The organism is Streptomyces sp. NBC_01723, assembly GCF_036246005.1.
Taxonomy (GTDB): domain Bacteria; phylum Actinomycetota; class Actinomycetes; order Streptomycetales; family Streptomycetaceae; genus Streptomyces.
The window spans coordinates 2,076,594-2,096,277 of the sequence record NZ_CP109171.1 but is presented as its reverse complement, the minus strand read 5'-3'; the positions used below and the strand labels follow the sequence as shown (position 1 = coordinate 2,096,277).

General features: G+C 72.0%; 19 protein-coding genes and 1 riboswitch. Of the genes, 10 read left to right on the top strand and 9 right to left on the bottom strand.

The window, feature by feature from the left end; genetic code table 11:
* Nucleotides 1-5: 5 nt before the first annotated feature.
* Both OIE75_RS09935 and OIE75_RS09930 read left to right on the top strand, forming a co-directional pair.
* Nucleotides 6-1,034, top strand: coding sequence for a 6-phosphofructokinase (locus OIE75_RS09935; RefSeq protein ID WP_307011439.1), 1,029 nt, complete (start codon nt 6-8; stop codon nt 1,032-1,034).
* A 90-nt stretch (nt 1,035-1,124) separates the two neighbouring features.
* Nucleotides 1,125-2,120, top strand: coding sequence for a 2-hydroxyacid dehydrogenase (locus tag OIE75_RS09930; protein ID WP_329470388.1), 996 nt, complete (start codon nt 1,125-1,127; stop codon nt 2,118-2,120).
* On the opposite strand, the gene OIE75_RS09925 is transcribed toward OIE75_RS09930, so the two are convergent.
* The 3 genes from OIE75_RS09925 to OIE75_RS09920 all read right to left on the bottom strand — a co-directional run bounded on the left by OIE75_RS09925 (nt 2,072) and on the right by OIE75_RS09920 (nt 7,069).
* Nucleotides 2,072-3,997 (bottom strand): anthranilate synthase family protein, encoded by a 1,926-nt coding sequence (locus OIE75_RS09925; protein ID WP_329470387.1) that lies wholly within the window; start codon nt 3,995-3,997, stop codon nt 2,072-2,074. The two genes, OIE75_RS09930 and OIE75_RS09925, sit on opposite strands and share 49 nt — an antisense overlap.
* A gap of 107 nt (nt 3,998-4,104) precedes the next feature.
* Nucleotides 4,105-4,161: a trp operon leader peptide gene (locus OIE75_RS41405; protein WP_078516689.1), complete on the bottom strand. Its 57-nt coding sequence runs from the start codon at nt 4,159-4,161 to the stop codon at nt 4,105-4,107.
* A 79-nt stretch (nt 4,162-4,240) separates the two neighbouring features.
* Entirely contained in the window at nt 4,241-7,069 is a 2,829-nt protein-coding gene (locus tag OIE75_RS09920) for an N-acetylmuramoyl-L-alanine amidase (RefSeq protein WP_329470386.1), read from the bottom strand.
* A 176-nt stretch (nt 7,070-7,245) separates the two neighbouring features.
* Here OIE75_RS09920 and OIE75_RS09915 point away from each other — a divergent pair, with 176 nt between their 5' ends.
* The gene (locus OIE75_RS09915) at nt 7,246-8,598 is read left to right on the top strand and encodes a class II 3-deoxy-7-phosphoheptulonate synthase (RefSeq protein ID WP_307011434.1); all 1,353 of its coding nucleotides are present in this window, start codon (nt 7,246-7,248) and stop codon (nt 8,596-8,598) included.
* A gap of 163 nt (nt 8,599-8,761) precedes the next feature.
* Complete coding sequence (locus OIE75_RS09910) at nt 8,762-8,995, top strand: (2Fe-2S)-binding protein (protein WP_329473959.1); 234 nt, start codon at nt 8,762-8,764, stop codon at nt 8,993-8,995.
* Nucleotides 8,996-9,014: 19 nt separating this feature from the next.
* On the opposite strand, the gene bfr is transcribed toward OIE75_RS09910, so the two are convergent.
* Nucleotides 9,015-9,518 carry a bacterioferritin gene (gene bfr, locus OIE75_RS09905; protein WP_122614957.1) on the bottom strand — a complete coding sequence of 168 codons (504 nt, stop codon included), beginning with the start codon at nt 9,516-9,518 and terminating at the stop codon, nt 9,015-9,017.
* A gap of 191 nt (nt 9,519-9,709) precedes the next feature.
* Here bfr and OIE75_RS09900 point away from each other — a divergent pair, with 191 nt between their 5' ends.
* Nucleotides 9,710-10,357, top strand: a complete 648-nt coding sequence (locus OIE75_RS09900; RefSeq protein WP_307011432.1) for a sulfite oxidase-like oxidoreductase — start codon at nt 9,710-9,712, stop codon at nt 10,355-10,357.
* Between the two features lie 19 nt (nt 10,358-10,376).
* Here OIE75_RS09900 and OIE75_RS09895 read toward each other — a convergent pair whose 3' ends face one another.
* The 5 genes from OIE75_RS09895 to thiO all read right to left on the bottom strand — a co-directional run bounded on the left by OIE75_RS09895 (nt 10,377) and on the right by thiO (nt 15,569).
* Nucleotides 10,377-11,264: a deoxyribonuclease IV gene (locus OIE75_RS09895; RefSeq protein WP_329470385.1), complete on the bottom strand. Its 888-nt coding sequence runs from the start codon at nt 11,262-11,264 to the stop codon at nt 10,377-10,379.
* Nucleotides 11,261-13,198: a Stk1 family PASTA domain-containing Ser/Thr kinase gene (pknB, locus tag OIE75_RS09890; protein ID WP_329470384.1), complete on the bottom strand. Its 1,938-nt coding sequence runs from the start codon at nt 13,196-13,198 to the stop codon at nt 11,261-11,263. The genes OIE75_RS09895 and pknB overlap by 4 nt, the downstream gene beginning before the upstream one ends.
* 191 nt (nt 13,199-13,389) lie before the next feature.
* Nucleotides 13,390-14,187 carry a thiazole synthase gene (locus tag OIE75_RS09885; protein WP_329470382.1) on the bottom strand — a complete coding sequence of 266 codons (798 nt, stop codon included), beginning with the start codon at nt 14,185-14,187 and terminating at the stop codon, nt 13,390-13,392.
* A 3-nt stretch (nt 14,188-14,190) separates the two neighbouring features.
* Nucleotides 14,191-14,391: a sulfur carrier protein ThiS gene (thiS, locus tag OIE75_RS09880; protein WP_122614953.1), complete on the bottom strand. Its 201-nt coding sequence runs from the start codon at nt 14,389-14,391 to the stop codon at nt 14,191-14,193.
* Nucleotides 14,388-15,569 carry a glycine oxidase ThiO gene (gene thiO, locus OIE75_RS09875; protein ID WP_329470380.1) on the bottom strand — a complete coding sequence of 394 codons (1,182 nt, stop codon included), beginning with the start codon at nt 15,567-15,569 and terminating at the stop codon, nt 14,388-14,390. Before thiO ends, thiS begins: the two co-directional genes overlap by 4 nt.
* A 45-nt stretch (nt 15,570-15,614) precedes the next feature.
* Nucleotides 15,615-15,726: riboswitch (TPP riboswitch) on the bottom strand.
* A 52-nt stretch (nt 15,727-15,778) separates the two neighbouring features.
* Here thiO and OIE75_RS09870 point away from each other — a divergent pair.
* From OIE75_RS09870 to metF, 5 genes are all read left to right on the top strand, one after another.
* Nucleotides 15,779-16,129: a hypothetical protein gene (locus tag OIE75_RS09870; RefSeq protein WP_307011425.1), complete on the top strand. Its 351-nt coding sequence runs from the start codon at nt 15,779-15,781 to the stop codon at nt 16,127-16,129.
* A 32-nt stretch (nt 16,130-16,161) separates the two neighbouring features.
* On the top strand, nt 16,162-17,433 hold the full coding sequence (locus OIE75_RS09865) for an NAD(P)/FAD-dependent oxidoreductase (protein ID WP_329470378.1): 1,272 nt from the start codon (nt 16,162-16,164) through the stop codon (nt 17,431-17,433).
* A gap of 57 nt (nt 17,434-17,490) precedes the next feature.
* Nucleotides 17,491-17,856 carry an Rv2175c family DNA-binding protein gene (locus OIE75_RS09860; protein WP_122614951.1) on the top strand — a complete coding sequence of 122 codons (366 nt, stop codon included), beginning with the start codon at nt 17,491-17,493 and terminating at the stop codon, nt 17,854-17,856.
* 113 nt (nt 17,857-17,969) lie between these two features.
* Nucleotides 17,970-18,629 (top strand): thiamine phosphate synthase, encoded by a 660-nt coding sequence (gene thiE / locus OIE75_RS09855; RefSeq protein WP_329470376.1) that lies wholly within the window; start codon nt 17,970-17,972, stop codon nt 18,627-18,629.
* Nucleotides 18,630-18,735: 106 nt separating this feature from the next.
* Nucleotides 18,736-19,659 (top strand): methylenetetrahydrofolate reductase [NAD(P)H], encoded by a 924-nt coding sequence (gene metF / locus OIE75_RS09850; RefSeq protein ID WP_307011420.1) that lies wholly within the window; start codon nt 18,736-18,738, stop codon nt 19,657-19,659.
* Nucleotides 19,660-19,684 lie beyond the last annotated feature (25 nt).

The window sequence follows — 19,684 nt, the reverse complement described above, 5'->3', positions numbered from 1 at the left end:
GTGCGATGAAGGTCGGAGTACTGACCGGAGGCGGCGACTGCCCCGGGCTCAACGCCGTCATCAGGGCCATCGTCCGCAAGGGAGTCCAGGAGTACGGCTACGAGTTCACCGGCTTCCGGGACGGCTGGCGCGGCCCCCTGGAGGGCGACACCGTCCGCCTCGACATTCCGGCCGTCCGCGGCATCCTGCCCCGCGGCGGCACCATCCTCGGCTCCTCGCGCACCAATCCGCTCCAGCAGGAGCAGGGCATCCGGCGCATCAAGGAGAACCTGGCCAAGCTCGACGTCGGCGCGCTCATCACCATCGGCGGCGAGGACACCCTCGGCGTCGCCACCCGGCTCGCCGACGAGTACGGCGTGCCCTGCGTCGGCGTCCCCAAGACCATCGACAACGACCTCTCCGCCACCGACTACACCTTCGGCTTCGACACCGCGGTCGGCATCGCCACGGAGGCCATCGACCGGCTGCACACCACCGCCGAGTCCCACATGCGGGTCCTCGTCGTCGAGGTCATGGGCCGGCACGCCGGTTGGATCGCCCTGCACTCGGGCCTGGCCGGCGGCGCCAACGTCATCCTCATCCCCGAGCAGCGCTTCGACGTCGAGCAGGTGTGCACCTGGGTGACCTCCCGGTTCCGGGCGTCCTACGCCCCGATCGTGGTCGTCGCCGAGGGCGCGATGCCGCGCGACGGCGACATGGTGCTCAAGGACGAGTCGCTCGACTCCTACGGACACGTCCGGCTGTCCGGGGTCGGCGAATGGCTGGCCAAGCAGATCGAGAAACGCACCGGCAAGGAGGCCCGCACCACCGTCCTCGGCCACGTCCAGCGCGGTGGCACGCCCAGCGCCTTCGACCGCTGGCTCGCCACCCGTTTCGGCCTGCACGCCATCGACTGCGTGCGCGACGGCGACTTCGGCAAGATGGTCGCCCTGCGCGGCACGGACATCGTCCGCGTCCCGATCGCCGACGCCACGGTCCGCCTGAAGACCGTCGACCCGAAGCTGTACGAGGAGGTGGGCGTCTTCTTCGGCTGACCGGCTACCGGCTACCGGCTACCGGCCGACCGGCGGCTCCGGGCGGCGAGTCGTATATTCGGCCCGGAGCCCACCGGAAGGGGAGCGGTCATGGAGATCCTGGCCTTCGGCGTCCAGGCCGATGAGCAGCCCCTGATCGAGCGGGCCTTCCGCGACGCCGAGGAGGTCCGCTGCCTGGACGTCTTCCTCAACGAGGACACCGCCCCCATCGCGGCCGGCCACGAGATCATCTCGACCTCCGTCAACGCCGACCTCGGCGAGGGCGTCCTGGAGATCCTCGCGGCCGGCGGCACCCGGATGGTGGCCCAGCGCTCCACCGGCTTCAACAACATCGACCTGGACACCGCCGAGCGGCTCGGGCTGACCGTGGCGAGGGTGTCGTACTACTCGCCGTACTCGGTCGCCGAGTTCGCCTGGGCGCTGGCCATGGCCGTCAACCGCCGGATCGTCCGCGCCTCCACCCGCACCCGCGACTTCGACTTCCGCCTGCACGGCCTGATGGGCCGGGACATGCACGGCCGCACCGCCGGTGTCATCGGCACCGGCAAGATCGGCGAGGCCTTCGCCCGGATCGCCCACGGATTCGGTATGCGCCTGCTCGGCTGGGACGTCGCCGAGAACCCCGCCTGCGCGGAACTCGGCATGCGCTACGTCCCGAAGGACGAGCTGCTCACCCGGTCCGACCTGATCACCCTGCACGTCCCGCTGATGGCCGAGACCCGGCACCTGATCGACGCGGCCGCACTCAAGGCGATGCGCGACGACGCCATCCTGGTCAACTCCAGCCGCGGCGGCCTGATCGACACCGCCGCACTCGTCGGCGAGCTGCGCGCGGGCCGCCTCGCGGGCGTGGGCCTGGACGTCTACGAGGCGGAGGCGGGCCTGTTCTTCCTCGACAAGTCGCTGGAACCCGTCGAGGACGACACCCTGGCCCGCCTCGTCACCTTCCCGAACGTCGTGGTCACCTCGCACCAGGCGTACTACACCGAGGACGCCGTCGGCCAGATCGTCGACGCGACGGCGCGCAACGTCCTCGACTACCGGGAGGGCCGCCGCTCGGAGAACGTGCTGGTGCCGCGCTGCTGACCGGCCAGCTCCCGCACGATCGCGGCGCCGTTCAGCGTCAGCACCGACTCGGGGTGGAACTGGACACCCGCGACTGCGTTCATGGGCGCGCCTCCGGCACGACGTACCCCCCGCAGCGCGTGCACCTCGCCGTTCGCGGCGCGGCTCACCTCGACGCCGTGCGCGGCCAGCTCGCCGGCCGTCGCGTCGTCGCAGTGCGCGGTGAAGCTGTTGTAGAAGCCGACCGTCTCGCGCCGCCCGAAGAGGTCGATCTCCGTCTGCGCCCCCTGGTACGGCACCTCCTTGCGGACGATGTCAAGACCCAGCTCCGCGGCGATCAGCTCGTGCCCGAGGCAGACGCCGAGGACACCGTGCCGGTGGTCCCGGATCACCTCGGCGGCCAGGGCGCGCAGGAAGCGCATCTTCGGGTCGTCGGGGTCCGACGGGTCACCGGGCCCCGGCCCCAGGACCACCGGCCCCTCGTGCCCGAGCACCGCCTCGCGCAGCCCCGGCTCGTCGTACCGCCGTACGCTCACCGTGAGCCCCGAGGAGCGCAGCAGGTGGGCGAGCATCGCCGTGAAGGTGTCCTCGCCGTCGACGACCAGGGCGTGCCCGGTGAGCGCGTCGGTCGGTTCCTGCATCCGCAGCCAGAACGGGGCCAGCGAGGCCCGGCGCCCGTCCAGCGCCGCCCGCACCCGGGGGTCGTCGGCCAGCCTCGGCCGGCCCGCCTCCGCACGCGGCCGGGACGGGCGTACGCCGAGCGCCGCCAGTACCCCGGCCGCCTTGGCGTGGGTCTCCGCGACCTCGCCCGCCGGGTCCGAGCCGCGCACCAGCGTGGCGCCGACCGGCACCCGCAGCCGCCCCTCGGCGTCGATGTCGGCGGTACGGATCAGGATGGGGGAGTCGAGGGTCTGGGCGCCGCCGGAGTCCCGCCCCAGCAGCGCCAGCGCCCCCGCGTAGTAGCCGCGCCCCACACCGTCCCGCCCGAAGGGCTCGTGTCGCTCGATGACCCGGCAGGCGTTCTGCACCGGCGAGCCGGTGACCGTCGCCGCGAACATCGTCTCCTTCAGCACCTCCCGCGCGTCCAGCGAGGAACGGCCGCGCAGCTCGTACTCGGTGTGCGCGAGGTGCGCCATCTCCTTCAGCCGCGGCCCGACGACCACACCGCCCATGTCGCCGACGGTGCACATCATCTTCAGCTCCTCGTCGACGACCATCGACAGCTCCTCGATCTCCTTGCCGTCGGCGAGGAAGCGGAGCAGGTGCTCGGGTGTCGGTCCCTCGGCGGGGTAGCGGTACGTCCCGCTGATCGGGTTCATGACGACCGTGCCGCCGGACATCCGCACGTGCACCTCGGGGCTGGCCCCGACCAGCGTCCGGTCCCCGGTGTGCACGACGAACGTCCAGTACGCGCCCCGCTCGCCCTCCAGCAGCCGCCGGAACAGCGCCAGCGCGTCGGCCCGCCCGAACCCCGCGATCCGGCCCCCGTACGTCCGCCGGATCACGAAGTTGGCGCCCTCGCCGGCCCCGATCTCCTCCTCCAGCACCCGCCCGACGATCTCCGCGTACTCCTCGTCGCCGACGTCGAAACCGCCGCCCTCGACGTGGACCTCGTGCGCGGGGAGCCGGTCCAGGGCCTCGGCGAGCGGGATGTCGTACCGCTCCTCGGGGGTCAGCGCGAGCAGCGGTGTGCCGTCGTCGCGGACGTCGAAGCCGCGCTCGCGGATCTGGCGGAACGGGACGAGCGCCAGTCCCTCGTCGGGCAGGTCGGCGAGTCTGTCGTGCTCGGTCACCGGGCCGAGCAGCAGTTCCACGGTGTCGTGATCGTGGCCCGGGGCGCGGCGGCGGAGCAGGGCGAACGGGCGGGAGTCGGCCAGGAGGCCGTCGAGCGGTGTCATGAGTCCGTGTCCTTCTCGGTTCGTCGGAGAGAGGAACGGACCCCGGTCGCGGAAACACCGAAGGCCGCCCCTCGGGCGGCCTTCGCGAAGTCTTACGTCACGCGCAGTCAGCGGGCCGCCGGATGAGCGGTCCACCACCAGTTCTGGGTCGAGTGCGCGAACATGCCCCAGACCCTACTGCATCCGCGCGCGGCGCCGCGGCACATCCCGGGACACGGGACGACCGCGGCGCCGCCCGCCACGTCAGACGATCATGTTGTACGTGTTCCAGCCCCCGCCGACCCGGGCGCGGGTCTTGAACGGCGCGGAGGCGCTGCCGGTGCCCTGGTAGAACCAGAGCACGCCGTCCTTGCCCCGGGCGATCAGGTCGGGCACCCCGTCGCGGTTCAGGTCGCTGGGGCCGCTCAGCACGTCGTAGGCGGACCAGCCGCCGCCGACCCTGCTCATGCTCTCGAAGGGCTTCGCGGCGTTGCCCGTGCCCTTGTAGAGCCAGAGGACTCCGCTCTTGTCACGGGCGATCAGGTCGGCCCGGCCGTCGCCACTGAGGTCGCCGGTGTCGGCCAGCGCGTTGAAGGCGGACCAGCCGCCGCCGATCCTGACCCGGCTCCCGAAGGGCGCGGAGGTGCTGCCGGTGCCCTGGTAGAGCCAGAGGACTCCGCTCTTGTCGCGGGCGATCAGGTCGGCCCTGCCGTCCCCGTCGAGGTCACGGGCGCCGGTGAGGGTGTCGTAGACCGACCAGCCGCCGCCGACCCGGGCGCGGGACCCGAAGGGCTTCGCCGGGTTGCCGGTGCCCTTGTAGTACCAGAGCACCCCGCTCTTGTCGCGGGCCACCATGTCGCCGGTGCCGTTGGCGCGCAGCGCCGTCAGGGTCGTCACCGCGTTGTAGTCGTTCCAGCCGCCGCCGACGCGGAAGCGGCCGAAGAACGGGGCGGTGGCGTCACCGGTGCCCTGGTACTGCCACAGCACGCCCGAGGCGTCCCGGCCGAGGATGTTGTAGCGGTCGGTGCCCGCGTCGGGCGCGGTGCCCTTGACCAGCTGGACGTCGGCCGTGCGCACGTAGCCGATGCGGTGGTTGAAACGGATCGGGTAGTACGTCGTGTCGCCCACGACCACGACACGCGAGCCGGTGCCCGAGCCGTCGATGTTGCCGCTGTTGTAGTACGAACCCTTCACGGCGCCGCCGGCCAGGGCGTACTTCTGCCCGCTCAGGACGCCGTACTTGCTCAGGGACTCGCCGTTCTTGTTCTGCACCGGCACGCCCGTGCCCGCGTACGCGCCGTCCTCGGGGTAGGCGCGGCCGTACACCGGGACGGAGCTCGCCCCGGCCTTGGCCGTGACCACGTCCGGGGTGCCGGCGGCGGTGGCGAACTGGCCGCCCCGGTTGTAGAACCAGGCCTTCTTGCCGCCGTACCAGATGGCCGTCCAGTCCTGCCGCGCCTCGGCGACCACGAACTCACCGCCGGCCAGGACCTTGTTGCCCCAGTTCCACCCCTCGCTCCAGGTCTGGCTGCCCAGGTACGGGTCGGTGAGCGTGGCCGAGGAGGTGGACGGCGAGGAGTACAGGTAGGTGAAGTTCGCCGGCTGCCCGGGGACGGAGGCACCGTTGTTGGTGATCTTCGGCTGGTTCGCCGTGGTGAACGGCGGCACGACGCGGACCACCTGACCGGCCTTGTACGGGCCGCCCGGCCCCTCGGCGCCGGTCGGGGCGCCCAGCAGGCCCATGTAGTGGTTCCAGTCCCAGAACGGGCCCGGGTCCCAGTGCTGGGTCTTCACGTTCGCGTCCAGGACGCCCGGCACCTCGTCGTGGCCGATGATGTGCTCGCGGTCCAGCGGGATGTCGTACTTTCCGGCCAGGTACTTCACCAGCGCCGCCGAGGACTCGTACTGCGGCTCGGTGTACCAGCTGCCGTCCTTGATGGCGTAACCCTCGTGCTCGATGCCGATCGAGTGCATGTTGAGGGTCTTGTTGGCCGCGTGCCAGGCCTCGTTCTTGTTCTCGACGAGCTGGGTGACCAGACCGTCGGAGGCGCGGATCAGGTAGTGGGCGCTGGCGTACGACAGGGAGTTCTGGAAGACGCCCAGGGCGCTGCTGTAGCTGCCCTCGGTGTCGTGGATCACGATCGAGGTGATCTCGTTGCCCGCCACCGGGCGGTTCGCGACGTTGTAGTTGCCCCAGTCGTCGATGCCGCCGTTCTGCTTGTAGGCGGCGGGACGGAAGTCGCAGCTGAGGCCCGAGGGGCAGTCGGGGGCCGGGGCGGCGGTGGCGGCGGCCAGGTCCAGGTCCGCGGTGCGGTCCGGCCGCACGGCCGGATCGGCCGGCAGCGTGAGGGACTCGCCGTCGGCGGTGACGCGCCGCTCACCGGTCTTGATCGACTCGAACACCCGCTGCGCGAAGAGCCGCGCGCCCTTGGTGTCCGTCGCCTGGCTGGCCCGGGCGACCGCCGGATACCAGGCGCCGGGGTCCTCGGGCAGCGAACCGGTCGCGTCCTGCTGGTACTTGGCGAGCAGGGCCGCGCCCGCCCGGATGCTCTCCCCGGGATCGCTCCGCACCTCACCGGGAGACGCGTCGATGAGACCGGCGGCCTCGTCCAGGGTGTGCAGCCGCGGGTCGGTGGTGTCGACGGGCTTCTGCCGCAGACTCCGGAGCGCCTTCTCGGCGTCGAAGTTCTTCTCGACCACCGGGTCGCCGCTGCGGTTCATGTGCTCGAGCTGGTGCTCGCGCTCCTCGGCGGAGCCGCCGTCCTCCAGGTTCTCCGGATCGACGTCGGTGAGTCCCATCACGTTGTACGCGCCGGTGGTGCTCGGCAGTCCGTCGTGGTCCTCCCAGCGGGTCTGCCGGTACGAGACCGCCATCAGCACGCTCTGCGGGACCTCGAACTCCTCCGCGGCCTGCCGGAACTCACTCTGCAGCCGGGCGCCCGGTGCCGCCGCGGCCCGGGCGGTGTCCGCGCCCAGGAGGCCGGGTGAGGCCAGGGCCAGCGTCCCGGCCGTGGCGGCGACGGCCACCGCCGAGGCGACACCGTAGACGAGCAGTCTCTTCTTCTTGCGGTCTCTGCGATGCTCCGCGCTCAAATCCCCACCCCGATACGCGCTCGATATGTACTTGAGATGTCCGTGATCAGAACCGTGATCAGAACATGGAAGGCGCGTGAGGGTACCAAGCCGGTCGCCGCGGCCCTCACCGGGGGCCCGTCTCATCTGTCGAGCCGGGGCGCGGAGCGGGGGCCCGGACCCCGTAGGGTTGAGGGGTGACCGTGAACGCTAAGACCAGCCCGAGCGCTGGCAACACCTGGCGAGACCTGCCCGCGGCGCAGCAGCCCGAGTACCCCGACACCGAGGCTCTGCGCGCAGTGATCGCGGACCTCGAGTCGTATCCGCCGCTCGTCTTCGCGGGCGAGTGCGACCAGCTGCGCGCCCGGATGGCGGCCGTCGCCAAGGGAGAGGCGTTCCTCCTCCAGGGCGGCGACTGCGCCGAGGCCTTCGACGGCGTGTCCGCGGACCACATCCGCAACAAGCTGAAGACACTGCTCCAGATGGGCGCCGTGCTCACGTACGCCGCGTCCGTGCCCGTGGTGAAGGTCGGCCGGATCGCCGGCCAGTACTCCAAGCCGCGCTCCAAGCCGACCGAGACCCGCGACGGCGTGACCCTGCCGACCTACCGCGGCGACTCGGTCAACGGCTTCGACTTCACCGAAGAGGCCCGGATCCCGGACCCCGAGCGGCTCAAGCGCATGTACCACGCCTCGGCCTCCACGCTGAACCTGGTGCGCGCCTTCACCACCGGCGGCTACGCCGACCTGCGCCAGGTGCACGCCTGGAACCAGGACTTCGTGAAGTCCTCCCCGTCCGGGCAGCGCTACGAGCAGCTGGCCCGGGAGATCGACAGCGCGCTGAACTTCATGCGGGCCTGCGGCACCGACCCGGAGGAGTTCAAGACCGTCGAGTTCTTCTCCTCGCACGAGGCGCTGCTGCTCGACTACGAGTCGGCCCTCACCCGGGTCGACTCCCGCACGGGGCAGCTGTACGACGTCTCCGGGCACATGGTGTGGATCGGCGAGCGCACCCGGCAGCTGGACCACGCGCACATCGAGTTCGCCTCGCGGATCCGCAACCCGATCGGCATCAAGCTCGGCCCCACGACGACGGCCGAGGAGGCGCTCCAGTACATCGAGCGCCTCGACCCGGAGCGCGAGCCGGGCCGGCTGACCTTCATCGTCCGCATGGGCGCCGACAAGATCCGGGACAAGCTCCCCGAGCTGGTCGAGAAGGTCACCGCCTCCGGCGCCACCGTCGCCTGGATCACCGACCCGATGCACGGCAACACCTACGAGGCGGCCTCCGGGCACAAGACCCGCCGCTTCGACGACGTGCTCGACGAGGTCAAGGGCTTCTTCGAGGTCCACAAGGCGCTCGGCACCCACCCGGGCGGCATCCACGTGGAGCTGACCGGCGACGACGTCACCGAGTGCGTGGGCGGCGGCGACGAGATCTTCGTCGACGACCTGCACCAGCGCTACGAGACGGCCTGCGACCCCCGGCTCAACCGCAGCCAGTCGCTCGACCTGGCGTTCCTGGTGGCGGAGATGTACCGGGACCAGTGAGGCCGTGCCCCTTACGGGCGGTGGAATGGGGCGCGGGTCACAGGGGATCCGCGCCCCCTCCACTTTTGCCGGCCGGACCTGATGGGTAAGGTTAGGTTTGCCTCACCGATCAGTCGGGCCCTCCGGTCGTCGGTACGGCACGACCTTGTACCCCGCCCGGGAGGTGAACCGCGTGTTCGTCTGCAGCTGCTTCGGTGTCACCGAGGAACAGGTGAAGAGCCACGCGGACGCCGGTGCGTGCACGCCCCGGCAGATCGCGTCCGCCTGCAAGGCCGGCACCGACTGCGGCGGCTGCGTACGGCGCATCCAGGCGCTGCTCGGCCGCGGCGCCTGCCCCCGCCGGAGCATGGCCGACCAGGGCGAACCGGCACTCGCCGAGCTTCCGGAAGCCGCCTAGCCGGCCGTAGGCCGCGCGGCTAGAGCGAGCCGGGGCCGGACGGGTCGGGCTGGGACTGCTCGATCACCGTCGACAGGTACAGCGACTCGCCCAGCTTCTCGATCAGGTCGAGCTGGGTCTCCAGGTAGTCGATGTGGTGCTCCTCGTCGGCGAGGATCGCCTCGAACACGTTGGCCGACGTGATGTCGTGCTTGGCCCGCATCACCTCGATGCCGCGGCGCAGCCGGTCGATCGCCTCGATCTCGATCTCCCGGTCGGCCTGGAACATCTCGGTCACGCTCTGGCCGACCCGCACGTGGAAGAGCCGCTGGTAGTTCGGCAGGCCGTCCAGGAGCAGGATGCGGTCGGTGAGCACCTCCGCGTGGCGCATCTCGTCGAAGGACTCCGCGCGCGTGTACTTCGCGAGCTTGGTCCAGCCCTTGTGGTCCTGCAGCTTCGCGTGCAGGAAGTACTGGTTGATCGCCGTGAGCTCGGCGGTCAGCTGCTCATTCAGGAACTCGATGACCTCGGGGTCGCCCTGCATCGCTTGACGCTCCTTAAAACGGGAACTGGCCTGTTGCGCCGCATGATTGCACCGGCATCGAAGATCGTCCAGTAAGTGTTGACTTAGTAAGTAAGTACAGGCTTAGTCGATTTTGTTGATGTCTTTCCCCTTTGCCCGAATGTAAGTGGGGTGGGTCAAGGGCATCGGTCCGGGTCTGTCAGGATGGAGACATGGGTCAGCCGGTGGGAAACGAAATGGGGGAAGACGGTTCGGAAGGGGCGTCCTCGTTCGAGCTCCCGCCGGGACAGCGACTCCAGCGCGGCTGGCCGGTCACGCACTACGGACCGGTCCCCAAGTTCCGTCCCGAGCGCTGGGAGTTCCGGGTCTTCGGCGCCACCGCCGACGGTGACAAGCGCGGCTGGACCCATGAGGAGTTCACCGCGCTGCCGTACACCACGGTCGTCGCCGACCTGCACTGCGTCACGAAGTTCAGCATGCTCGGCGCCGAGTGGGGCGGGGTGCCCGCCGCCACGATCCTGGAGCTCGCGCCGCCCGCCCCGGCCGTCACCCACGTGATGGTCTGGGCCGAGTACGGCTTCAGCTCCAACCTCCGGCTGGCCGACTTCGCCGCCGAGCGCGCCCTCTTCGCCACCCACAAGGACGGCGAACTGCTCACCGCCGAGCACGGTTTTCCGCTGCGGCTGATCGTCCCCCACCTGTACGCCTGGAAGGGCCCCAAGTGGGTCCGCGGCATCGAGTACATGACAGCCGACCGGCGCGGCTTCTGGGAGGAGCGCGGCTACCACAACATCGGCGACCCGTGGCGCGAGCAGCGCTACTCCTACCAGGAGGAACCCGGGGACGGCCCCGAGCTCTGAGCCCGCCGCCGGACGCGGATCAGCCGTCGCGCAGCTTCTTCAGCCGCTCCACGTCAGCCGCGTGCCCCTCTTTGCCGCCCGGCGTCTCGATGATCAGCGGCACGCCCTCGGTCGCGGGGTGGGTCATGAGCGCCCGGAACGGGTCCTCGCCGATGTGCCCGGCGCCGATGTTCTCGTGCCGGTCCTTGTGGGCGCCCGCCACGTCCTTGGAGTCGTTGGCGTGGATCAGCTTCAGCCGGCCCGCGCCGACCGTGTCCACCAGCAGGTCCAGGGTCTGGTGCATGCCGGACGGGCCGGTCAGGTCGTGCCCCGCCGCGAAGACGTGGCAGGTGTCCAGGCACACGCCCAGCTTCGGATGGGAGTCCAGCGCCTCGAAGTACGGGCCGAAGTCCCAGGTCCGCGAGCACAGCGAGGCGCCCTGCCCGGCGGTCGACTCCAGCAGGAGGAACGGGTCGTCGTCGTGGGTCAGCTCGTCGAGCAGCGGCAGCAGGTACTCCCGCACCTGCTTGAGCGCCACCGACCTGTCCCGTCCGCCGGTCGCGCTGCCGGTGTGCACGACCACGCCCAGCGCCCCGATGGCCCGCCCGCGCCGCAGCGAGTGCCGCATGGACTCCACCGACCGCTCCGCCGTCGCCTCGGTGTGCGAGCCGAAGTTGATCAGGTACGGTGCGTGCACGTACGCCGGGATCGACTCGGCCGCGCAGGTCTCCCGGAACGCCTCGTCCTGCTTCGGGTTGCCGGCCGGCGTGGCCCAGCCGCGCGGGTTGGCGACGAAGACCTGCACGGTCTCCGCCTTCAGCTCGCGGGCGTAGGACAGCCCCACGGAGTGCAGCCCGCCGGCCACGGGGACGTGACCGCCGACCGGGTTGCGGGGGAGTGCGGGCGTCCCGCCCCTGCCCCCGGTCATCGGATGGTGATCGTGACGGTGGAGCCCTCGGCCGCCGTGTCCCCGGCGTCCACGGACTGCTTCTTCACCGTGTCGCCGAACAGCCCGAGGAGCCCGCGGTCCTCGTCCACCTGGAAGCCGGCCTCCGTCAGTTTCCGCTTGGCGTCGTCCACGCTGTCGCCGACCACGTCCGGGACCTCGATCTGCCGGGGGCCCTTGGACACCGTGAGCGTCACGGTGTCGCCCTCGGCGGCGCGGCTGCCCGGCTCCGGGGTCTGCCGGGCGACCTGGCCGCTGTCGTACTCGGAGTTCACCCGCGTCTCGTCGACCTTCACCTTGAGGCCGGCCTCCGTCAGTTGGCTCCGCGCGTCCTCCAGGCCGGCGCCCGCGACGTCCGGGACGTCCACCGGGCTGCCCTTGCTGACCACGAACGCGACCGCCGAGCCGCCGCGCACCGTGGTGCCCGAGGCGGGCTTGGTGGAGATCACGAAGCCCTTGGGCACCTCGTCGCTGAACGCGCGGGTCACCATGCCCGGCTCCAGCCCCTCGTCCTTCAGCAGGGTGCGCGCCCGGTCCAGCCTGTAGCCCTCCAGGTCCGGCAGCTTCACGGTGTCGGGGCCGTCGGAGACCGTGAAGGACACGGAGTCGTTCCTGCGGATCCGGGAGCCCACGCCGGGGTCGGTGCTGATGATCCGGCCGCGGTCCACGGTGTCGCTGTGCGCGTGCCGCACCTTGCCGACGTCCAGCCCGGTGTCCTCCAGCCGGTCGCGGGCCTCCGCCTCGGTCTTCGAGAGCAGCGGCGGCACCTTCGTGAACTGGCCGGAGTTGATGTACCAGATGCCGGTGCCCAGGCCGAGCACCACCAGCACGGCCAGCACGATCGTCAGCGGGCCGCGCCGCACCCCCGGCCGGCGGCGCCGGGGCGGGTCCGGCGGGGGAGACGCCAGCCGGCTGGTGTGCTGCACGCCGTCGTCGGCGGCGCCGTACTCGTCCTCGTTGACCGGCAGCGGCCGGGGCACGGTGAGCGAGCGCGGGATGACACTCGTGCGGTCCTCGGCGTTGTCGTGTTCCGTGCCGAGCGCCTGCGGCGGCACCGCGTCCAGCTGCTCGGCGGTCAGCGCCGCGCGCGCCTCACGGGCCCGCGCGAGCAGCGCGACGGCGTCGTACGGGCGGATCTCCGGGTTGCGCGAGGTGGCCGCGGCGACCAGCTCGTCCAGCTCGTACGCCATCCCCGGCACCGCGGCGGACGGCGGCGGCACGTCCTCGTGGAGGTGCTTGTAGAGCACCACCGCGGCCGAGTCCCCCTCGTGCGGCTTGCCGCCGGTCAGCATCTCGTAGAGCACCACGCCGCACGCGTACACGTCGACCCTGGGGTCGGCGGCACCGTGCTCGACCTGCTCGGGCGCCAGGTAGGAGACGGTGCCGAGGACGGCGCCGGTGGTGCTGGTGACGGTGTCCACGGAGCGGACCAGGCCGAAGTCGGCGACCTTGACCCGGCCGTCGTCCCCGATCAGCACGTTCTCCGGCTTCATGTCCCGGTGCACGAAACCCGCCCGGTGCGCGGCGCCGAGCGCGGCCAGCACCGGCTCCAGGATGTCCAGCGCGGCACGCGGCCGGAGCGCGCCGCGCTCGCGCAGCACGTCACGCACGGTGCAGCCCGGGATGTACTCCATGGCCAGGTAGACGTACGCCCCGTCGGCCCCCTGGTCGAAGACCTGGACGACATTGGGGTGGTCGAGGCGGGCCACCGACTTGGCCTCGCGGATGAACCGCTCGACGAAGCCGGCGTCGGTCGCGAGCGCCGGGTGCATCACCTTCAGCGCGAGCACCCGGTCCAGGCGGGTGTCCACGGCCCGGTAGACCGTGGCCATCCCGCCGACCGCGATCCGCGCCTCGACGCGGTACCGGCCGTCGAGCACCTGCCCGACGAGAGGGTCCTGAAGGGTCGTGTCCACGCAGGCGAGTGTACGAGCCGCGACCGACACCCCGCGCTCGCCGCCCGCCACCGGGGCGGTACTGCAGCGCACCTGTGACGGACGTGACACGTACCCGGTCACGACGGGTCGGCCGCCGACGCCGCACCCCACGGGAGAGGCCAACCTCTTTCCCGACCGGAAACGGGTGGAGGACGCGGTTCGACGCAGGCTCACTGAAAAGCGGGCCGCTCCGGATCGAGCACCGCCAAGCCCTCCGCGGGAGACGACGCCGAAGCGAAGTGCCGCCGAGGAATCCGCCCGGCCCGCCGGGCCAACCGCCCCGCCTCCACCGCGGCCCGCATCCCCGCCGCCATCAACACCGGCTCCTGCGCCCGCGTGACCGCGGAGGCCAGCATCACACCCGCACACCCCAGCTCCATCGCCAGCGCCACGTCGGACGCCGTACCGGCCCCCGCGTCCAGAATCACCGGCACCCCCGCGCGCTCCACGATCAGCTCGAAGTTGTGCGGGTTGCGGATCCCGAGCCCCGACCCGATCGGCGAACCGAGCGGCATGATCGCCGCACACCCCACGTCCTCCAGCTTCCGCGCGAGAACGGGGTCGTCGTTCGTGTACGGCAGCACCGTGAACCCGTCGTCGACCAGCGTCTCCGCCGCCTCCAGCAGCTCGATCGGGTCCGGCAGCAGCGTGCGCTCGTCGGCGATGACCTCCAGCTTGACCAGGTCCGTGCCCAGCGCCTCGCGCGCGAGCCGGGCGGTGAGCACCGCCTCCCCGGCGGTGAAGCAGCCGGCCGTGTTGGGCAGCACGCGGATGCCGAGCTTCTCCAGCACCGACAGCACGGACCCGTGCACCGACGCGTTCACGCGCCGCATCGCGACCGTGGTCAGCTCCGTCCCGGAGGCCACCAGCGCGCGCTCCAGCACGTCCAGACTGGGCGCCCCGCCGGTACCCATGATCAGACGGGACGCGTACGACGTGCCGTCGAGGACAAAGGGATCGTCGGCCATGGTTCAGCCTCCTTGCACAGCGGTGAGGACCTCGACGCGGTCGCCGTCGGCCAGGGCGGTGGCGGACCACCGCGCGCGCGGGACCACGGTTTCGTTCAGGGCGGCGGCCACTCCGGACGGCGCGGTGGTGAGCGTGCCCACCAGGGCGTCCAGGGCCGTACCGGGAGCCACCTCGCGCGGCTCGCCGTTGACGGAGATGTTCATGCGGACTGCTCCGAGAGTGCGGGGGCGGCGGCGAAGCGCCGGGGGGTGAAGGGGCGGGCCTCGTCCGGCAGCTCTCCGGTGGTCAGGGCGTGCGCCATGGCGTCGCCGGTGACGGGGGTGAGCAGGACGCCGTTGCGGTGGTGCCCGGTGGCCAGCAGCAGCCCGTCGAGGCCGGTCGGCCCGAGCAGCGGGGCGTTGTCGGGGGAGGTGGGGCGCAGGCCCGCGCGAGTCTCCGTCAGAGGCAGCTCGGTGATGCCGGGGACCAGCTCGTGGGCGTCGCGCAGCAGCTCGTAGACGCCCCCCGCGGTCACCGTGGTGTCCCAGCCCATCTCCTCGCTGGTGGCGCCGACGACCAGCTCGCCGCTCTCCCGGGGCACCAGGTAGACGTGGTTGCCGCGCACCACCGCGCGCACCGTGCGGTTCAGCAGCGGCCCGTGCGTCCGCGGCATCGTCAGCCGCAGCACCTGCCCCTTCACCGGCCGCACCGGCGGCAGCACGGCGTCCGGTACGCCCGCGAGCCGCCCGCTCAGGCTGCCCCCGGCCAGCACCACCTGCCCGGCCTCCAGCGCGGTCCCGTCGGCGGTGGCGATCCCGGTGGCCCGTTCCCCGGGCCCGACGGTGAGCCGGTCGGCCCACACCCGGTGGAAGACCACGCCCGCCCGTTCACACGCGGCCACGAGCGCGTGGGTGAGGCGCCGGGGGTCGATCTGGTGGTCGCCGTCCACCCGCAGGCCCCCGCGCACGCCCGGCGCGAGCATCGGCTCCAGGCGCCGGCACTCACGCCCCGACAGCCACTCCGACTCCAGGCCGGAGCGCTGCTGGAGCGCGTGCAGTTCGCGCAGGTGGGCCCGGTCGTCGGCGTCCAGCGCGACGGCGAGGGTGCCGCAGCGGCGGTAACCCAGGTCATGGCCGGTGACGTCGGTCAGCTCGGCCGCGAACTCCGGGTAGCGGCCGGCCGAGGCGAGGTTCAGCGAGAGCAGCGTCTGCTCGCCGTAGTGCAGCTCCGTGACGGCGGCCAGCATCCCGGCCGCCACCTGCGCCGCCCCGCCGCCGGGCTCGGGGTCGACGAGGGCCGTGACGAGCCCGCGCTGGGCGGCCCGCCAGGCGGTGACCAGACCGATGACGCCACCGCCCACCACGAGGACGTCGGGCGTACGGGACACGGTGGGTGACGACATGGTGTGCGACGACACGGTGTGTGACGAGCTGTGTGATGAGGACGGCATGGGCGTCCAGCCCCTCCCTTCGCCGGCATGACCCGGATCAGGTTCGTACGGTCGGAGGCCGCCAGCCTCCCTCTCAGCCCGGTGCGTCCGGGCTCCCGCGAGTGCTTTACGTTGGCCAGCCTAGCCCGCAGCGCCACGCACTCGTAAGGGAGCCTCCGCCCGTGCCCCGTTCACTCGACGGTCTCGTCCTCGCCCCCGTCGCCGACCAGGCGCCCGGCCAGGTGGGCACCCGCACCCGGTTCACCTACCACGAGCGGGACGGCGCCGTCTGGGCCGACTACGCGGGCGGTGACGTCGTCCGCGGCCACCTGGTGGGTACCCGCGCGGGGGACCGGCTCGACTTCCGGTACGTGCAGCTCAGAACCGACGGCAGCACGGCGTCGGGGCACTGCGTGTCGACCGTGGTGGAGCTGCCGGACGGCCGGGTGCGCCTGGAGGAGAGCTGGGAGTGGGAGTCGCGCCCCGGCCGCGGCACGAGCGTTGTGGAGCAGGTCACGGTGCACGACCGCTGACTGACAAATTGTCAGGTGGCTAAGGTGATCAGGTGAGCGAGCAGACGCGGGAGCGGGGACCGGAACCGGCGGCGGACGACGCGCGCCGCGTGGTCGTGGTGGGTGCCGGCATGGCGGGCGTGCAGACCGCCGTCGCCCTGCGGGAACAGGGCTTCACCGGCACCCTGACAGTGATCGGCGCCGAACCCCACCAGCCCTACGACCGGCCCCCGCTGTCCAAGGCCGTCCTGCTCGGCACGGCCGAGGGCTCCGCCTTCGACGTCGACTTCGAGGCACTCGGCATCACCCTGCGGCTCGGCTGCGAGGCCCTGGGCGTCCGCCCCGGCGAGCACCTCCTGGACACCTCCGAGGGTCCCGTGCCGTACGACGCCCTCGTCCTCGCGACCGGCGCCGAACCGGTCCGGCTCCCCGGTACCGACGGCGTGCCGGGCGTGCACCTGCTGCGCACCCTGGACGACGCCGAACGGCTGCGCCCCGTGCTCGCCCGCCGCCACGACATCGTCGTCGTCGGCGCCGGCTGGATCGGCGCCGAGTTCGCCACCGCCGCGCGTGAGGCGGGCTGCGCGGTGACCGTGGTGGAGGCCGCCGACCGGCCGCTCGCCGACGCGCTGCCCGCCGAGGTGGCCGCGCCGATGACCGCCTGGTACGCCGAAGCGGGCGCCGCACTGCGCACCCACGCGCGCGTGGAGCGTGTCGAGCCCGGCGACCCGGGGGAGCCCCTCCGGGTCCTGCTCGACGACGGCACCCGGCTGCCCGCCGACGCGGTCGTCGTCGGCATCGGCGCCCGCCCCTCCACCGCGTGGCTCGCCGGCTCCGGGATCTCCCTCGGCACGCACGGCGAGGTCCTGGCCGACGACCTCCTGCGCACCTCGGCGCCGGACGTGCACGCGGTCGGCGACTGCGCCTCCTTCCCCTCCGCCCGCTACGGCGAGCGGCTCCTGGTGCACCACTGGGACAACGCCCTCCAGGGCCCGCGCACCGTCGCCGCCGACATCGTCGGCGCCCCCGCGGACGAGACCCCGGCGGCGTACGACCCGGTGCCGTACTTCTGGTCCGAGCAGTTCGGCCGCTTCGTCCAGTACGCCGGTCACCACACGGCCGCCGACACGGTCCTGTGGCGCGGGGACCGCACGGGCCCGGCCTGGACGGTCTGCTGGCTGCGCGAGAACCGGCTGGTGGCCCTGCTCGCGGTGGGCCGCCCCCGCGACCTGGCGCAGGGAAAGCGGCTGATCCAGGCGGGCACGACGATGGACCCGGTGCTGCTGGCCGACCCGGCGAGGCCGCTCAAGGGGGCGACGGCCTGACACCGGTCCGGACGGGTCCGGCTTCCTCCTGTCAGTGCCAGATGGCAGGCTGGAGACGTGACCGAGATTGACGCAAAGACCGATGCTCTCGTGCCTGCCTGGCTCACCGTTCCCGACATCGCCGAAATGCTCGGCGTCGAGGTGACCCGCGTACGCCAGCTGATCAAGGAAGGCCAGCTCATCGCCGTACGCCGGGGTGAGAACCGCGCGCTGCACATTCCGGCGGCCTTCATCGACGAGGACAAGGTCGTCAAGGGCCTGGTCGGGACCCTGACGCTGCTGCGGGACGACGGCTTCACGCCGGAGGAGATGCTGGAGTGGCTCTTCACCCCCGACCCGACCCTGCCGGGCACCCCGGCACAGGCGCTGAGTGAGAATCGCGGCACGGAGGTGAAGCGCCGCGCCCAGGCGCTCGCCGTCTGACCCGACCCATCGCCCGGCGTACGGGCCGCGGCCCTCACGGTCCGCGGCCCGTACGCCGCACGGCCGTGCGGCCCGCGCCGTCCACGCCATCCACCGACCCGGGGGACACCCGCATGCCCGACAACGCTCCGACCACCGCCCGCGCCCGGCTCGCCGACGCCCGGCTCTACCTGTGCACGGACGCCCGCCGGAGCCAGGGCGACCTGCCCGAGTTCCTGGACGCCGTACTGGCCGGCGGCGTCGACATCGTGCAGCTGCGCGACAAGGGCATGGAGGCCGCCGAGGAGCTGGAGCACCTGGCGGTCCTCGCCGACGCCTGCGCCCGGCACGGCAAGCTCCTCGCGGTCAACGACCGCGCGGACGTCGCGCACGCCGCCCGCGCCGACGTGCTGCACCTCGGCCAGGGCGACCTCCCGGTGCCCGCCGCCCGCGCGATCCTCGGCGACGACGTCCTCATCGGGCGCTCCACGCACGCCGGGTCCGAGGCCTCCGCGGCGGCCGTCCAGGACGGCGTGGACTACTTCTGCACCGGCCCGTGCTGGCCCACCCCCACCAAGCCCGGCCGTCACGCCCCCGGCCTCGACCTGGTCCGCCACACCGCGTCGCTGGGCACCGACCGCCCCTGGTTCGCCATCGGCGGCATCGACCTCGGCAACCTCGACGAGGTGCTGGAGGCGGGCGCCCGGCGGGTCGTCGTGGTCCGCGCGATCACCGCCGCCGAGGATCCGGGCGCGGCCGCGGCCGAGTTCGCGAAGCGGCTGCGGCAGCCGTAGGCGGATGCCGGAGGCATGTGTCCAAGGGGTGGACAACAAATCGACAATGCGGACAAATATCCCGCATCCGGTTGGGTGACCGCCGCCCCCTGGCTAACCTGCCCGTATGGCCCTCGGAACCGCAAGCACGAGGACTGACCGCGCCCGCACGGTGCGTGACATCCTCGCCACCGGCAAGACGACGTACTCGTTCGAGTTCTCGGCGCCGAAGACGCCCAAGGGCGAGAAGAACCTGTGGAGTGCGCTGCGCCGCGTGGAGGCGGTGGCCCCGGACTTCGTCTCCGTGACCTACGGCGCCGGCGGTTCCACGCGCGCGGGCACGGTCCGGGAGACCCAGCAGATCGTCGCCGACACCACGCTGACCCCCGTGGCCCACCTCACCGCCGTCGACCACTCCGTCGCCGAGCTGCGCAACATCATCGGCCAGTACGCCGACGCCGGGATCCGCAACATGCTGGCCGTGCGCGGAGACCCGCCCGGCGATCCGACGGCCGACTGGATCGCACACCCCCAGGGACTGACCTACGCGGCCGAACTGGTCCGGCTCATCAAGGAGTCGGGTGACTTCTGCGTCGGAGTCGCGGCCTTCCCGGAGATGCATCCGCGCTCCGCCGACTGGGACGCGGACGTGAAGCACTTCGTGGACAAGTGCCGGGCCGGCGCCGACTACGCGATCACGCAGATGTTCTTCCAGGCCGAGTCCTACCTGAGGCTGCGCGACCGGGTCGCCGCGGCGGGCTGCGCGACCCCGGTCATCCCCGAGGTCATGCCGGTGACCAGTGTGAAGATGCTGGAGAGGTTGCCGAAGCTCAGCAACGCCTCGTTCCCGCCGGAGCTGAAAGAGCGGATCCTCACAGCCAAGGACGATCCGGCGGCTGTACGCTCCATTGGCATCGAGTTCGCCACGGAGTTCTGCGCGCGGCTGCTGGCCGAGGGCGTCCCCGGACTGCACTTCATCACGCTGAACAACTCCACGGCGACGCTGGAAATCTACGAGAACCTGGGCCTGCACCACCCACCGCGGGCCTAGACCGGCCGCACATACTTACGACACA

Coding starts and splice junctions, on each gene's coding strand:
- OIE75_RS09925 (WP_329470387.1), bottom strand. CDS start 3,997: ATGACACCGCTCGACGGCCTCCTGGCCGACTCCCGCCCGTTCGCCCTG.
- OIE75_RS09885 (WP_329470382.1), bottom strand. CDS start 14,187: ATGGCCGACGATCCCTTTGTCCTCGACGGCACGTCGTACGCGTCCCGT.
- OIE75_RS09930 (WP_329470388.1), top strand. CDS start 1,125: ATGGAGATCCTGGCCTTCGGCGTCCAGGCCGATGAGCAGCCCCTGATC.
- bfr (WP_122614957.1), bottom strand. CDS start 9,518: ATGCAGGGCGACCCCGAGGTCATCGAGTTCCTGAATGAGCAGCTGACC.
- OIE75_RS09895 (WP_329470385.1), bottom strand. CDS start 11,264: ATGACCGGGGGCAGGGGCGGGACGCCCGCACTCCCCCGCAACCCGGTC.
- OIE75_RS09935 (WP_307011439.1), top strand. CDS start 6: ATGAAGGTCGGAGTACTGACCGGAGGCGGCGACTGCCCCGGGCTCAAC.
- thiE (WP_329470376.1), top strand. CDS start 17,970: ATGCCCGACAACGCTCCGACCACCGCCCGCGCCCGGCTCGCCGACGCC.
- OIE75_RS09900 (WP_307011432.1), top strand. CDS start 9,710: ATGGGTCAGCCGGTGGGAAACGAAATGGGGGAAGACGGTTCGGAAGGG.
- metF (WP_307011420.1), top strand. CDS start 18,736: ATGGCCCTCGGAACCGCAAGCACGAGGACTGACCGCGCCCGCACGGTG.
- thiO (WP_329470380.1), bottom strand. CDS start 15,569: ATGTCGTCACCCACCGTGTCCCGTACGCCCGACGTCCTCGTGGTGGGC.
- thiS (WP_122614953.1), bottom strand. CDS start 14,391: ATGAACATCTCCGTCAACGGCGAGCCGCGCGAGGTGGCTCCCGGTACG.